This window comes from Deinococcus sp., assembly GCF_018260555.1.
Lineage (GTDB): Bacteria > Deinococcota > Deinococci > Deinococcales > Deinococcaceae > Deinococcus.
This window is the reverse complement of sequence record NZ_JAGLBB010000011.1, coordinates 14357-28949: the sequence shown is the minus strand read 5'-3', so window position 1 is coordinate 28949 and position 14593 is coordinate 14357. Positions and strand designations below refer to the sequence as shown.

Here is a 14593-nt window from a genome sequence, read left to right as displayed (position 1 = left end):
GGGCAGGCAGGGCGCAGGCAGCGCCGACCTGCCGCCCACACAAGCCTTTCCACATAACGCCCCACACAACGCGAAGGGGACGCCCTCTCAGGCGTCCCCTCTGCTTGTGCGGTCTGTGGTGACCAGGCGTTTACCAGGCGTAGAAGATGGCGACGATGAGCAGCCACACAACGTCCACCAGGTGCCAGTACAGGCTGGCGGGCGTGATGGAGCCGTGGTTGTACTTGTCCATCTTGCCGGTCATGGCCTGGTAGAAGGGCAGGGCGACGCCCGTCCCTCCGATCAGGATGTGCAGACCGTGCAGGCCGACGATGGTGAAGAAGCACGCCTGCCACAGGTTCTGTTTCCAGTCGCTTTCCACGCCGAACAGCGTGAACTCGTACACCTGGAAGATCATGAACACGGCGCCCAGGATCAGGGTGATGAACAGGCCCAGGCGGAAGCGGGTGAACTTGCCGTGGTGGTTGTCCTGCTCGGCGCGGTGAATCACGAAGGAACTCGTGACGAGCACCAGGGTGTTCAGCGCGGCCAGCCAGATGTTCGGGCGCAGCGCGGGCGGCTCGGCGGCCCCGATGACGCGCAGGTACACGTACCCGGCGATCAGCACGCCGAACAGGCCGATTTCGCTGATGATGAACCAGCTCATGCCCATAAAGCCGTTGTCGTACTTGGTCAGGTGGTGGTGCGCGACGGGCACGTCATACTCGCGCGTACCGGCCCACTTGAACAGGGCCAGCAGGAACAGCGGAATGCTGATGTACAGCACCACCGAGGCGAAGACGTGGCCGGGCGCCGCGTCGAAGAAGGGCTTCAGGCCGCCGGTCGGGGTGTAGTTGGTGAACCAGCCGAAACTCAGGCCGTAACCCATCAGCAGCAGCGCGGCGGCGGTCAGGAAGGGGCCCCAGCTGTCCACAGGCAGGTGAATGGTCTTGGGGTCCACGGGGGTCAGGGTTTCACCACGCTGCTCCCAGTCGTACAGGGGGCGTTCGGTGGGGAAGTTGGTGGGGAACTCGTGCGCGAAGTTATAAGGGGCGGGCGGGCTGGCCGCCGTCCACTCGAGCGTGAAGCCGCCCCAGGGGTTGGCGCTGGCGGTGGCAGGCGCACGGAAGCTCTGGATCATGTTCCACACCCACACGGCGCCGCCGAAGAGCAGCGTGACCGCGCCCAGCGTGCTGATCAGGTTCAGTTCGCTCCAGGCGAAGTTGCCTTCGGGGTAGGTGTAGTAGCGGCGGGGCATGCCCAGCAGGCCCAGGATGTACTGCGGCAGGAAGGTCATCCAGGACCCGATCATGAACAGCCAGAAGTGCCACAGCCCCAGCTTCTCGCTCAGGAAGCGGCCGGTCATCTTGGGCCACCAGTAGTACAGGCCGCCCATCGCCAGGAACGCCGTGCCGAACATCATCACGTTATGGAAGTGCGCCACGACGTAGTACGACATGGTGACCTGGTAATCGAAGGGAATCATGCCCAGGCTCACGCCGGTGATCCCGCCGACCAGGAAGTTGAAGATGAAGCCCACCAGCCAGTACGTGGGGCTCTTCATGACGATGCGTCCGCCCCACAGCGTGCCGATCAGGTTGAAGATCTTCACGCCGGTCGGAACGGCCACAATCAGCGTAGCGATCATGAACGCGATCTGCCAGGAGTCGGGCAGGCCCACGGCGAACATGTGGTGCACCCACACCAGCAGGCTGACCAGCACGATGGCCAGGATCGAGTACACCATCACGCGGTAACCGAACAGCGGCTTGCGGGCCATGGTGCTGGCGATTTCCGCGCCGACTCCCAGGTACGGGAGCAGCATGACGTACACGGCCGGGTGAGAGTAGAACCAGAAGAACTGCTGGAACAAGACGGGCACGCCGCCGATGCCGGGGTTGAACATGCTCAGGCCCAGCTTCAGTTCCAGGTACGTCACCAGCGCGGCAGCGGTCAGGCCACCCAGCGAGATCAGCTGCAGGATGCTGGTCGCGAAGATGCTCCACACGAAGATGGGCATCTTCCACAGGCTCATGCCGGGGGCGCGCATGTTCACGATGGTCGCCGCGAAGTTCGCGCTGCCCAGCAGTGACGCGATGCCGTTCAGGGTCAGCGCCACCATCAGGACGGCCACGCCGGTCTGGTTGGCGTCCACGCTCAGGGGGTAGTAGAAGGTCCAGCCGACGCCGGGCGCGCCGCCGTTGGCGAGGCCCGTGATGACCAGAATCAGGCTGAAGATGAACAGCCACACCGCAAAGGTGTTGATGCGTGGCAGGGCCACGTCGCGGATGCCGAGCTGCAGCGGCAGGAACCAGTTCCCGAAGCCGAACAGCCCGATCGGAATCAGGAAGAAGAAGATCATCAGCGCGGCGTGCAGGGTCAGCACCTGGTTGTAGGTGTTCCCCACCAGGAAGGTGTTGTCAGGCACGGCCAGCTGCAGGCGGATGCCCACGGCCAGCAGACCCGCCACGGCGAAGCCGATGATGCTGGTCAGGATGTAGAGCGTTCCGATCTTCTTGTGATCGGTGGTCATCATGTAGTCCTTCAGGACGGCCCACACGCCGGGGCGGGCGCTGGACTTCTGAAGTGGTGCGTGCTGAACGGTCACTGGGTGCCTCCGCTGGCGTTCGCGCCGTAGTTTGGCGTGCCGCTCCAGTAGTCCGCTTCCTCGGGCAGTTTGAGGCTGCGCAGGTACGCGGAAATATCATCAATCTCGGTGTCGGTCAGGACGCCGCCCTTGAGTTTCTGGCCCTTGCTGAGGTACTCGCTGCCGTCGTAGGTGGGCATCAGGCTGCCGGGTTTCACGGTGGGGCTGTGCTTTATCCACTCGTGCAGGTGCTCTTTGGCCTTCGGCTCGGCCCAGCGGTCGGCGGTCATGGCTTCCCACATGCCGGCACCCAGGGTGCGGCGCGTGCCGAAGAAGCTCAGGTCGGGACCGGCCGCGCCGGCGGCGGGCGTGCCCTGCACGCGGTGGCAGGCGGCGCAGGCCACGGCCTGGGTGCTGGCCTTGCCCTGCATGAACAGTGCGTAGCCGCGCGCCTCGGCGCTGCCAGGGGCGGGCTCGGGGGCGCGGTAGGCTTTCATGGCAGCCAGGGTCGTGTTGTACCGGTCCTGGTCGAGGGCCACGACCTTGTAGCGCATGTTGGCGTGCGAGCCGCCGCACAGCTGCGAGCAGTTGCCCTGGTACACGCCAGCGCGGGTCGTGTCGATCTGCCAGGTTTTCTTGACGGCGGGCATGGCGGCGCGCTGGCCACCGATGTTCGGCGCCCAGAAGCCGTGGATGACGTCGCCGCTGGTGATGGTCAGCGCGACCGGCTGCTTGGTCGGCATGATGATCTCGTTGCCGTTGGTGACCACGCCGCCCGCGTCACTGGTCGTTTCGGGGTATGCGAAGTTCCACCAGAACTGCTTGCCCAGCACGTCGATCTTGGTCGCCTGGGCGGGCGTGGGGTTCAGGATCGCCATGGTACGTACCGTCAGGATGCTCAGGCCGAACACGATCACCACGGGCACGGCCACCAGGATGACCTCCAGGCGGTTGTTTCCGTGGAACTGCGCGGGGGGCGCGTCGTGGCGGTCCTCACGGAACTTGTTGACCGTGTAGAACAGCGCGTACGACACGCCGACGAAGATGATGATCGACAGGACAATCGCCCAGACGCTCATCCACCAGATTTCGCGGTTGTACGCAGACGCCAGGTCCCCGATGAACAGGAACTGGTTGGTCTGCTGACAGCCGGTGAGCAGTGTGGCGCCCAGGAACGCCGCCGCGATGGGCCGCGTGATGGGTCGCCTCCGTGTGCCGCTGTGGCGGTGTTTGGTGTTCAACTTCACTCCTTTCCTCTGCTTGCAGTCTAAAGCGTCATACGGGGTTGTGCGCGTCACACGGAACGCCCGCGTGCGTTCTGCCAGAGCGGCACGCGCCCCGAATTCTACCGACCGGTCAGGCATACCCCCCATGAGACACCATGAGGGACGGGCAAGTGTCCTGATCAGCGTCCAGTCGGCGCGGCGGGAGCGCTTATGAACCCTGTTATCATGCCCACCCGCTGCGCGCCGTGCATGAGGGCCGCGCAGCCGCCCGCCGCAACTTTCAGATTCGCCTCCGGGATAATGTCGCGTCTGCGGGCTTCGCGGCCAAACGGTTTCTCGTTTCTCTCGGTTCAGGCTGGTATGGGCAATCACCCCGTCAACCGACCTGACCACCCGTTCCTGGAGGGTTCACATGGCATGGACGCTGCTGTTGATCGCCGGTCTGCTGGAAGTCGGGTGGGCCATCGGTCTGAAGTACACGGCGGGCTTTACCCGCCCGCTCCCCACGGTTCTCACGGTCGGCAGCATGATCGCCAGCATGGCCCTGCTGGGACTGGCGACCAGGACCCTGCCTATCGGCACCGCGTACGGCGTGTGGGTCGGCATCGGCGCGGTCGGGGCCGGGATTCTGGGCATCGTGCTGCTGGGCGAGTCGGCCAGTCCGGCGCGGCTGGCGTTCATGGCGCTGATGGTCGTGGCCATCATCGGCCTGAAAGTTACGGGCTGAAGGGACAGGCGCGGCGTGGCTCCGGGTTCAGGGGCTGTTGGGTTCAGGCGTCCACGCCGACCGCTTCGCTGACGGTGCGCAGGCCGTCACGTTCCAGCAGGGCGCTCAGGCCGGTGTGGAGGCGGCGCACGAGGCCCGGACCCTCGTAGATCAGCGCAGAGTACGTTTCGGTCAGGGAGGCTCCGGCGCGGATCTTGTCGTAGGCGTCCTGCGCGGTAAAAATGCCGCCCACGCCGACGATGGGGGTACGCCCGGCAGTCTGTCGGTACGCGGCGCGGATCAGCTCTGTGCTGCGGGTGGTCAGGGGGCGTCCGCTCAGGCCGCCAGCCTGCGCCCGGTGCGGGTGGCTCAGGCCGCTGCGGTTCAGGGTGGTGTTGCTGATGATCAGACCCGACGCTCCGGCGTTCACGGCGGCGGCCACGCTGGCCTCGAAGTCGGCGGGGTGCAGGTCCGGCGCGAGTTTCACCAGGACGGGCGGGGCGCTGAGGGCCCGCACGCGCCCGCGTTCCACGCCGTCCACCACGGCCCGGACAAGCGCGGCCAGTTCGTCGGCCCCCTGCAGGGCGCGCAGCCCCGGCGTGTTGGGACTGCTGACGTTGACCACGAAGGCGTCGGCCACGTCCTGGAGGACAGTGACGCACCTGAGGTAGTCGTCGGTGGCGGCCTCGTTGGGCGTGAGTTTGTTCTTGCCGATGTTCACCCACACGGGCGCGCTGCGTTGCAGGGCGTGCAGGTGGGCGTGCAGCGCCGCCGCGCCGTGGTTGTTAAAGCCCATGCGGTTGATGAGCGCCTGGTCGGGCGGCAGGCGGAACAGGCGGGGTCGGTCATTCCCGGCCTGCGGGAGCGGCGTGACCGTCCCGACCTCCAGGAACCCGAAGCCCAGGGCGCTGAAGGCAGGGACAGCCACGCCGTTCTTGTCGAGCCCGGCGGCCAGTCCGACCGGGCTGCTGAAGGTGCGCCCCCACAACGACTGCGTCAGCGCGGGCGTGACGGGCGCGGTCAGGCGGCGGACCAGGGCAGGCCACGCGGGCACACGCGACGCGAGTTCCAGTCCGGCAATGGTGAGGTGATGGGCGTCCTCGGCGTCCAGGCGGAACAGCAGCGGCTTGATCAGCGAACGGTACACGGACCCCAGAATAACGGAGGGGAGAGAAACCGGCGCGGCCCCTCTCCCCGTATCCGGTGTGTGCGGTCACCCCAGCGGTGGGTAGTGGGGTTCGAGCTGCACCAGGCGGGCGTGCTGCTGGCGGTCGCTTTCCTCGATCAGGTCGGCCAGGGTCGTGCCGCCCAGCACGTCACGCAGGGCACTGTCCACGCGGTACCAGAGGTCCTGGGTGCCGCAGACGTTCTGGCTGTCGCAGACGTGATTGTCCTCGACACACTGCACGGGCGCGATGCTGCCCTCCATGGCGGTCACGACGTCATAGGCGTTGATTTCATGGGCGGGGCGGGCCAGTCGGTAGCCGCCGTGAGCGCCGCGAATGCTCTTGATGAACCCGGCGCGGCGCAGGTTGCTGGCGATCTGCTCCAGATAGTGCTGACTGATGCCCTGACGTTCAGATACGTCCTTGAGGGGTACAGCCTCGCCGCCTCGGCGCGCGATCTCAATCAGGGCTCGCAGGCCGTACTGTGCTTTGGTCGACACCCACATGCCAGTCATTCTACCCCCTAATTCCGGGTGGAGTGTAAGGAATTCAAGACTGCTACGGACGGCGGTTGAGTCTGTGCAGGTCCGATGGAGTCCAGGCGGATGCGTGTAGAAACAACAGACTTCCCTGGGTGCAACGGAGCACAGTTCCTGGCGTACGGACTCGGGTCAAATGGTGCTGGGAACCGTTCAGCCGGAGTCCGTCTTTGAGCGCACGCTGGCCGCGAAGGTGCAGGTGCACGCGGCAGCGGGACCGTCCGGGGCGCCGCGCCCGGTAGAATCCGGCCCGTGAACGGCCCCGCTGTCCCGCCTGACCGCCTCCTTGCCAGTCGCCTTATTCCTGCCCGGCTCTCCCCAGCGGACGTACTGCTGCGCCTGCGCACCGCGGGCGCGCCGGGCGTGGTGCTGCTGGAGTCGCTGGGGCCGGTCGTGCCGTACGGGTCGCGGTCGTTCCTGAGTGCGTGGCCGGTGCGGGTGTCGCACGACCTCCCGCCCCGCCCGCCGGGAAGGGCGTTCTTTCCGGCGTGCCTGGGCGGCCTGAAGTACGAGGCGGCCCGCGCGTTCGGGCTGGCCGCGCACGCCCCGCACGGTGAGGCGATGTGGTGGGGCGAGTACCCGTCGGGTCTGGTGTGGGACCGCATGGCGGGCACGCTGGAGATCGTGGGGGACGCGCACGTGGACTGGGCGGCGCTGCTCGCCCTTGACCCCGGAGCGGAGCCGGCGCTGAGCGTGGGGCCCTTCGGGGCGGACGATGTGGATTACCCGGCGGGCGTGCGGGCCGTGCAGGACCTGATCCGCGCCGGTGAGGTGTACCAGGTGAACCTGTCGCGCGGCGTGCAGGCCGGGGCGACCGGTGATCCGCTGGCCGCGTACCTGCGGCTGCGGGAGGTGAACCCCAGTCCGTTCATGGCCTTCGCGGACCTGGGCACCGAGGTGGTCGTGTCGTGCAGTCCGGAGCGGCTGGTGCGGTGGCAGCGTGATCAGGGCGGGCTGGGGGATGAGCTGGGTGCGCGGCCCATCGCGGGCACCCGGCGGCGCGGCGAGACGCCCGCCGAGGACGCCGCCCTGGAAGCCGAACTGCGCGCCAGTGCCAAGGAGGTCGCCGAGCACACCATGCTGGTGGACCTCGTGCGGCATGACCTGGGCCGCGTGGCCGCGCCGGGCACCGTCATGGTGCCGGACCTGATGCTGGTCGAACGCTACAGCCACGTCATGCATCTGGTGTCAGAGGTCACGGCCCAGGCCCGCGCGGACGTGACGCTGCGCGAGGTGCTGGCCGCCACCTTCCCGGGCGGGACGATCACGGGCGCGCCCAAGGAGCGGGTCATGGAGGTCATCGCGTCGCTGGAGCCGGGGCCGCGCGGCTGGTACACCGGGGCGCTGGGCATCGTGAGCGGCGCGGTCGTGGACCTGAACATCCTGATCCGCACCGCGGCCTTTACCCGCACGGAGGCTGGCGATCTGACGGAGGCTGACTCCAGCAGAGAGGGCACAGGGGACCGGGAGAACTGGACGGTACAGGTCCGCGCGGGCGGGGGGACTGTCATCGACGCCGACCCCGCACGCGAGGCGCAGGAGACCGTGCATAAGGCCCAGGCCCTCCTGAGCGTGCTGGCGGGCGTGCCAGGGCGCGGCGCGCGGCCGCCCGCGCCGCCCACGCCGGGCGTGCCGTGGTCGCCGGAGCCCGCAGGCGCGCGCACGGGGTTGCGGGTCCTGCTGCTCGACAACCGCGATTCGTTCACCTGGAATCTGGTCCATGACCTGCGGGTGCTGGGCGCGCAGGTGGACGTGCGCGGTCAGGACGAAGCGCTGACAGACCTGCTGTCCCTGACCCCGGACGCCGTGCTGGTCGGCCCCGGCCCCGGCACACCGGACTCCAGCGGCGTCACACTGCCCCTGACCCGCGCCTGCCTGGACGGGCGTGTGCCGCTGCTGGGCGTGTGCCTGGGCCATCAGGCGCTGGGGCAGGTGCTGGGCGGCCGGGTGGAACGCGCGCCGCCGGTGCACGGGCGGCCCGAGTTCGCGCGGCACACCGGAACCGGACTGTTCGGGGGCGTGCCGCAGGACGCGCCGTTCGGGCGCTACCACTCGCTGGTGGTGCGTGGCCTGAACCCGGCGTTCGTGACGGCCACCAGCGCGGACGGCGAGGTCATGGCGCTGGAGGTGCCGGGGCGGCCCGCGTGGGGCGTGCAGTTCCACCCGGAAAGCGTCCTGAGTCCCGCCGGGCGCACCCTGCTGGGCAACTGGCTGACCCTCAGCGCCGCGTGGCGGCAGCGGTGAGAGGGCCGTGGTGAAGGCCCTTCCGGACGCCGTGAACGACCCGGCGTGGCTGCACGGCGCGACCGCATTCACGACCGTCCGCACGCGGCTGGGCGCGCCGCTGCTGTGGCCCGCGCACCTCGCGCGGCTGCGGCACACTTGCGCGTTCCTGGGCCTGCCCGACCCCGACCCTGATCTGCCCCCGCCCGCTCCGCACGCCTGGGGCCTGCTGCGCGTGACCGTCACCGACAGCGGCACCTTCGCCTCGGAGCGCTCCCTGACGGCTGGTCCTCGCCCAGAAGGCGGCGTGACCGTTCGCCTGACGGGCGTGCAGGTTCACCCGCAGCTCGGCGCGCACAAGACCGGCAATTACCTCCCATACCGCCTGGCCGCGCGGGAGGCCGCGCCCTGCTTCGAGGGGTGGTTGCTGAATGCACACGGGCAGCTCGTCGATGGCAGCCGCACTTCGCCCCTGCTGGAACTGGACGGCCAACTGGTCGTTCCGGCGGGCGGGCTCCCGTCCGTGACCCGCGCTGCCTTCCTGCGCGGCACGCCGCACGTCTCCCGACCCGTCCACGCGCACGAACTGGCCCGGGTGACCCATGCGTGGGTGTGCGGCAGCGGCGTGGGGACCGTGCCCGTGGCCCGCATTGAGGGTCTGGGCGGCGGGTGCCCGGCGCGTGACCTGAACGCGCAGTGGCCCGACACGACCGAACCGGCGTTCGTGTGGCCCGGATGAAGGTCGCCGCTTGACGTATCTTCCCCGGGCTGAAAGCATGACCGCCTGATACAGCACATCAGTCGGGGGGCGGGCGCGGCCTGCCATCTGGGTTTCGTATCACCTGGGCTTCACGGCCCTCAGGAGGTCCGCATGAGTGCACAGACCGTTACCGGCCCCGTTCCCGCCAGCGAACTGGGATTCACCCTGCCGCACGAGCACGTCCTGTTCGGGTACCCCGGCTATCAGGGCGACCTGACGCTCGGCCCGTTCGACCGGGAGGACGCCCTGACCGCCTGCGCGGACGTGGCCCGCAGCCTGCTGTCGCGTGGCGTGCGGACGCTGGTAGACGCCACCCCGAACGAGTGTGGTCGCGACCCGGCGTTCCTGCGGGACCTGAGCGAACGCAGCGGCCTGCGCATCCTGTGCAGCAGCGGGTACTACTACGAGGGTGAGGGCGCCACGGCGTACTTCAAGTTCCGCGCGTCCCTGGGCGGCGGCGAGGCCGAGATCGAGGAACTGATGCGCCACGAGGTCATGGTGGGCATCGGCGCGAGCGGCGTGCGGGCCGGGGTGATCAAACTCGCCAGCAGCCGCGACGCGATCACGCCGTACGAGCAGATGTTCTTCCGGGCGGCCGCGCGTGTGCAGCGTGACACGGGCGTGCCGATCATCACCCACACGCAGGAGGGGCGGCAGGGGCCGCAGCAGGCGCAGTTGCTCCTTCAGCACGGCGCGGACCCGGCCCGCGTCATGATCGGGCACATGGACGGCAACACGGACCCCGCGTACCACCGCGAGACGCTGTCGCACGGCGTGAGGATTGCCTTCGACCGTCTCGGCCTTCAGGGGCTGGTGGGCACCCCCACCGACGCGCAGCGTCTGGACGTGCTGGGCACCCTGCTGGGCGAGGGCTTAGCGGACCGGATTCTGCTGTCGCACGATTCGATCTGGCAGTGGCTGGGCCGCCCCATTCCCATGCCGGACGCCATCCTGGGCGCCGTGAAGGACTGGCACCCCCGGCACCTGACGGATGACATCCTGCCGGAACTAGAGGGCCGGGGCGTGAGCGCCGAGCAGGTGCAGCAGATGACGGTCGAGAATCCCGCGCGGCTGTTCGGCTGATACCGACTCCGCTTGGTAACTGCTCAGCAGGGTAAATTGCTCAGAATCTGAATTCAGCCCTATAAATTGCTAAGAAGCTGCTTTCAAATGACTGAAATTGCCGATATGGGCGAATTGGTTCGTCCAAGGCAGATTTGCAGTAAATATTATGCTCATACAAAACGGGAACAAGCGTTTTTTGCCGTGTTTATCGTGCTGAGCAGTTACTCCGCTTGAACAGATCTTGTTAACGAAATAGACGGAGTCCATGATACGGACTGCCGTCTGTTTCGCTGACAACCCGGAACATCGCCGGTTTGCCAACTCCACGCCCGGAACCCGCTTCTCTCCCACCCGCTTCGCTCGGATTGAAGAGTTTTTGCAGTCCCTTCAATCGGAGTCCGTATGACTTCGTCATCCGCTCCCCTCCATCAACGAACGGGCGGCCCAGTGACCTCGACTGGGCCGCCCGGACTGCCGACTGGTTCAGTGGCGTTCGCTCTGAAGCTGGCCGCCGCCAACAGCGTCGTCGAGTTTAATGGCGCCGTGCTTGCGCATGAGGCTCAGGGCCTCGTCGGTGCGGGCGCCGCTGGGGTCGCGGGCGATGACCATGACGTGACCGCCCTTGAGACCGGCGTAGAATTTCTCGGCCTGCGCCGCCGGGACGCCCATGCGCCGCAGGAGGCTCACGTAGTCGCCGTGATCGCTGCCGGCCAGCGCGCCGAACAGCGCCCCGAGAGCGCCGCCGCCGATCACCCCGAACAGCATCCCCAGCTGCCCGCCCTCCTGGAAAATACGGGTGACGGGCACGATCAGCAGCAGCAGCCAGATGGGCGTGGTGATGGCGAGGCCGCCGATCATGCCCAGAAAAGCGCCGCGCAGCACGCTGGCACTTCCGCCGGGCGCGCCAGCTTCGGGGCTGACACCGGTGTTCTGGGCGATGCCTTCCTCGGCGACCACGTCGGTCAGGGCGAAGCCGAGGTGTTCGCGTTCGAAGCCACGCTGTTGCAGGGCCTGCAAGACGCCCTGCGCCTGCTGGGGTTCGCGGAAGAGAGCAACGACACTTTCCATACCAGGGTTTTACCATGAGGAGCATGTGACTGGCGAGGGACAAGCGGGCAGGGTCGCCCCGGCATTTGCTTCATGTTCGGGTGGCGGGGCAGGTGGCAGCTGGCTGCCTTAGGGACGGCCGTCCGTTTCGTTCATAACCGGGAACCGTACCGGGGTGCCACCACCATGCCCGGCATCCGTCTCTTGTTCCCATTCGCATCCGCTCGGATTGCTTCAGGATTGCAGCGAATCAATCGGAATCCGTCTTAGAGGTGAGCGGTACGTTTTGCCCCACCTGCGTTTCCTATACTGCGTTCATGACTGGTGTGGCGGACCTGTGCGTTCCGGATGCGACGTTCGACGCGCGTCTGCGTGAGGTGCTGCGCTCTGACGTGGAGTTCATCGAGTTGATCGGTGATGATCTGGTCGCGGCGGGCGGCAAGCGCGTGCGGCCCACGCTGGTCCTGCTGGCCGCGCAGGCGCTGGGCGCACGTCCCGGCGGGCCGGGCGGATGGAGTGACGTGCTGGACCTGGGCGTGGGTGTGGAACTGCTGCACTCGGCGTCACTGCTGCACGACGACCTGATCGACGACGCCGATACGCGGCGGGGTCAGCAGGCGGCCTTCCGTCGCTTCGGGAACGTGGTGAGCGTCATGAGTGGTGATTTCATGCTGTCGCGGCTGCTCGTGCTGCTGTCGGGCCTGCCGGGGGGGCCAGTCCTGACGCGCCTGTTCGGGCAGACGGCCAGCGTGATCTGCGAGGGCGAGGTGCTGCAGTTTCAGCTCGCGGCGTACCAGGAGTACGAACTCCGCCATTACCTGCAAGTGATTCACGGCAAGACGGCCGCCCTGACCCAACTGGCAGCGTCGGCTCCGGCGGTGCTGCTGGGCGCCCCCACACACATCCAGGAGGCCCTGGCGACGTTCGGGCGCGAGTACGGCATGGCCTTTCAGATGCAAGACGACCTGCTGGACCTGTCGGGCGAGGAGGCCGTGATCGGCAAGCCGGTGGGCGGCGACCTGCGTGAGGGCAAGGCGACGCTGCCCGTGCTGGCGCTGCTGGACGGCGCGCACGCCGACGAGGTGCGCGCCATTGTGGAACGCCGGGCCGCGCAGCCGGGGGACGTGGAGCGCGTGCGGACGCTGGCCGCGCAGTCAGGCGCGCTGGAACACACGCGCGGTGAGATTCGCCGCCGGGCAAGGCTGGCCATCGAGGCGCTGGGGGCGCTGCCGTCCTCGCCAGCGCGCTCGGCGCTGGAAGGCCTGGCGCGGCGCGAGATTGAACGCCTGACCTGACGCACGCCGGAGTACCGTCCAGGCTGCAATGGGGCGTTGATCCCGCACTCGCAGTTTCTGCTCTGCCTGCTGGGCTGATATGGACTGCGCTCCAGTCCGCGTCAGTCAGGAGGGCACCGCCTGCGGCTCCATACCGTAAATGGGCGTCTGTTGTCCCTCCTCGCATCCGCCCAGATTGATCTGGGACTGCACCGAATTACCCCCAGTCCGGTTCAGTTGCGCGCCCCCCCGGTCCGGGTGCGGCGCAGGGACCATGCCGGTTCCCCTCGGGTGGTGTCCTGCGGGTCGGGACGCTTGGTAGCAGGTCGGCAGCCGGGTGTGCAGGGTAGGTCTGTTCGCCGCGACCTGCCATTTGCCAGGTCGCCGGGAACCCAGAGGCAAGAGGGCCACGCTGGAAACGGTTCCTGTTTTGCGCGTGAGGGGCGCGCTGCACCGGGGTTGACGCCGGATTGAATACTGGATACAACTTGGGGCGTACGATCCGTTCACCTCACCCGGGCAGCAGGCCAACCGAGGCCCCGCACCTGTCTATGCGACTGCACGGGGGCGTGTATGCTCCGGGAGCCAACCCCTCCGTTCACCACCCAACCTTCCCGGGCCAGTCTTCCCGGGCCAGTCTTCCGGGACCAACCTTCCGGGACCAGAGACTTCCTGGACCAGAGACTTCCCCCGGAAGCACCCACCCGCCTTCCCGACCCGGAAGGACCAAGGAGACCGTTCATGCGGGCATCAGGACTCAACTGGCAGGGGCTCATGGAGCAACTCCAGCAGGCACTTCCCCACTGCGAGGTCACCGACCAGTCCCTCGCGTACTTCAAGTACCCCAAGCGCACGGTTAGCGTGAACCTCCCGGTCCGCATGGACGACGGCAGTATCCGCGTGTTCCGGGGCTACCGCACCGTTCACAGCACCTCACGCGGCCCCAGCATGGGCGGGGTACGCCTGCACGCGGGCCTCAGCGCCCACGAGTGCGAGGTCCTCGCCGCGATCATGACCCTCAAGGCGGCCGTGGCCGACCTGCCGCTCGGCGGCGCCAAGGGCGGCGTGGACGTTGACCCGACCGAACTCAGCGCCCACGAGCTAGAGGGCCTGCTGCGCCGCTACACCAGTGAACTTGTCGAACTGATCGGCCACAGTGAGGACATTCTGGCGCCCGATGTCGGCACGGACGCGCAGGCCATGGCCTGGATGCTCGACACCCACAACGAGAACACGGGCCAGACCAGCAGCGGCGTGGTGGTCGGTAAGCCCCTGGCGCTGGGCGGCAGTTACGGCAGCAAGGACTCGCGTGGCCGCAGCGCCGCGCTGGTCGCCGCGCGCGTCCTGCGCGAGAACGGCGAGACCGTCGAGCGCGCCCGAGTGGCCGTGTACGGCTTCGGGGACGGGGGCCGCAAGGCCGCGCAGACCCTCGCGGCGGCCGGCGCCCTGATCGTGGCCGTCAGCGACCAGGACGGCGCGGCGTACGCCAGCAGCGGCCTGGACCTCGACGCCCTCAGCGCCTACCGCGAGGCGAACGGCACGGTGCGTGGGTTCGCCACTGACATCACGGCCGACGAGGTCATCGAACTGGACGTGGACCTGCTGATGCTCGCCTACGACTACGGCAGCGTGAACGCCGGGAACGCCCACGCCGTGCGCGCCCGGTACGTGGTGGAAACCACCAACCGCGCCGTGCTGCCCGACGCGGAACGCTTCTTGCACGCGCAGGGCGTCACGGTCATCCCGGACCTGATCGCCAGCATCGGCGGCGTCGTCGTGAACTACCTCGAATGGGTGCAGGATGCCAGCAACTTCTTCTGGAGCGAAGAAGAGATCGAGTCGGCCATTGACGTGCGCGTGAACGCCGCCGTGGACGCCGTGCTGGAATTCATGCGCACCCGCCAGACTGACATGCGCACCGCCGCGTACGCCCTGGCGCTCAACCGCCTGCACAACGCCACCGTCATGCGCGGCCTGTACCCCTAACCCGCGCCCGGCCCCACCAGCCCGTTGCCCCACCA

General features: G+C 67.9%; 12 protein-coding genes. 7 read left to right on the top strand and 5 right to left on the bottom strand.

The genetic code is table 11. The features are described from left to right. Window positions 1-130: 130 nt before the first annotated feature. Both QZ271_RS03740 and coxB read right to left on the bottom strand, forming a co-directional pair. Window positions 131-2587, bottom strand: a complete 2457-nt coding sequence (locus QZ271_RS03740; RefSeq protein WP_291429100.1) for a cbb3-type cytochrome c oxidase subunit I — start codon at window positions 2585-2587, stop codon at window positions 131-133. Beyond that, window positions 2584-3813, bottom strand: coding sequence for a cytochrome c oxidase subunit II (gene coxB / locus QZ271_RS03735; RefSeq protein ID WP_291429098.1), 1230 nt, complete (start codon window positions 3811-3813; stop codon window positions 2584-2586). Before coxB ends, QZ271_RS03740 begins: the two co-directional genes overlap by 4 nt. A 391-nt stretch (window positions 3814-4204) precedes the next feature. On the opposite strand from coxB, the gene sugE reads away from it, so the two are divergent. After that, a complete protein-coding gene (gene sugE / locus QZ271_RS03730) occupies window positions 4205-4519 on the top strand; it encodes a quaternary ammonium compound efflux SMR transporter SugE (protein ID WP_291429097.1) in 315 nt (104 codons plus the stop codon). Between the two features lie 43 nt (window positions 4520-4562). Here the strand turns inward: sugE and QZ271_RS03725 are convergent, their stop codons facing one another. Next, the gene (locus QZ271_RS03725; RefSeq protein WP_291429095.1) at window positions 4563-5645 is read right to left on the bottom strand and encodes a quinone-dependent dihydroorotate dehydrogenase; all 1083 of its coding nucleotides are present in this window, start codon (window positions 5643-5645) and stop codon (window positions 4563-4565) included. A gap of 66 nt (window positions 5646-5711) precedes the next feature. Further along, on the bottom strand, window positions 5712-6170 hold the full coding sequence (locus QZ271_RS03720) for an RrF2 family transcriptional regulator (RefSeq protein ID WP_291429094.1): 459 nt from the start codon (window positions 6168-6170) through the stop codon (window positions 5712-5714). A 285-nt stretch (window positions 6171-6455) separates the two neighbouring features. On the opposite strand from QZ271_RS03720, the gene QZ271_RS03715 reads away from it, so the two are divergent. The 4 genes from QZ271_RS03715 to QZ271_RS03700 all read left to right on the top strand — a co-directional run bounded on the left by QZ271_RS03715 (window position 6456) and on the right by QZ271_RS03700 (window position 10485). Beyond that, window positions 6456-8447, top strand: a complete 1992-nt coding sequence (locus QZ271_RS03715; RefSeq protein WP_291429092.1) for a chorismate-binding protein — start codon at window positions 6456-6458, stop codon at window positions 8445-8447. A 7-nt stretch (window positions 8448-8454) separates the two neighbouring features. Continuing rightward, a complete protein-coding gene (locus tag QZ271_RS03710; protein ID WP_367114299.1) occupies window positions 8455-9165 on the top strand; it encodes an aminotransferase class IV in 711 nt (236 codons plus the stop codon). Window positions 9166-9297: 132 nt separating this feature from the next. Continuing rightward, window positions 9298-10269, top strand: a complete 972-nt coding sequence (locus tag QZ271_RS03705) for a phosphotriesterase-related protein (RefSeq protein WP_291429090.1) — start codon at window positions 9298-9300, stop codon at window positions 10267-10269. A gap of 87 nt (window positions 10270-10356) precedes the next feature. Beyond that, window positions 10357-10485: a hypothetical protein gene (locus QZ271_RS03700; RefSeq protein ID WP_291429088.1), complete on the top strand. Its 129-nt coding sequence runs from the start codon at window positions 10357-10359 to the stop codon at window positions 10483-10485. A 249-nt stretch (window positions 10486-10734) separates the two neighbouring features. On the opposite strand, the gene QZ271_RS03695 is transcribed toward QZ271_RS03700, so the two are convergent. Beyond that, window positions 10735-11319 carry a hypothetical protein gene (locus tag QZ271_RS03695; protein WP_291429086.1) on the bottom strand — a complete coding sequence of 195 codons (585 nt, stop codon included), beginning with the start codon at window positions 11317-11319 and terminating at the stop codon, window positions 10735-10737. Between the two features lie 296 nt (window positions 11320-11615). Between QZ271_RS03695 and QZ271_RS03690 the strand changes: the two genes are divergently transcribed. Continuing rightward, the gene (locus tag QZ271_RS03690) at window positions 11616-12593 is read left to right on the top strand and encodes a polyprenyl synthetase family protein (protein ID WP_291429083.1); all 978 of its coding nucleotides are present in this window, start codon (window positions 11616-11618) and stop codon (window positions 12591-12593) included. A 720-nt stretch (window positions 12594-13313) separates the two neighbouring features. Beyond that, window positions 13314-14558: a Glu/Leu/Phe/Val dehydrogenase gene (locus tag QZ271_RS03685; protein ID WP_291429081.1), complete on the top strand. Its 1245-nt coding sequence runs from the start codon at window positions 13314-13316 to the stop codon at window positions 14556-14558. Window positions 14559-14593: the final 35 nt, after the last annotated feature.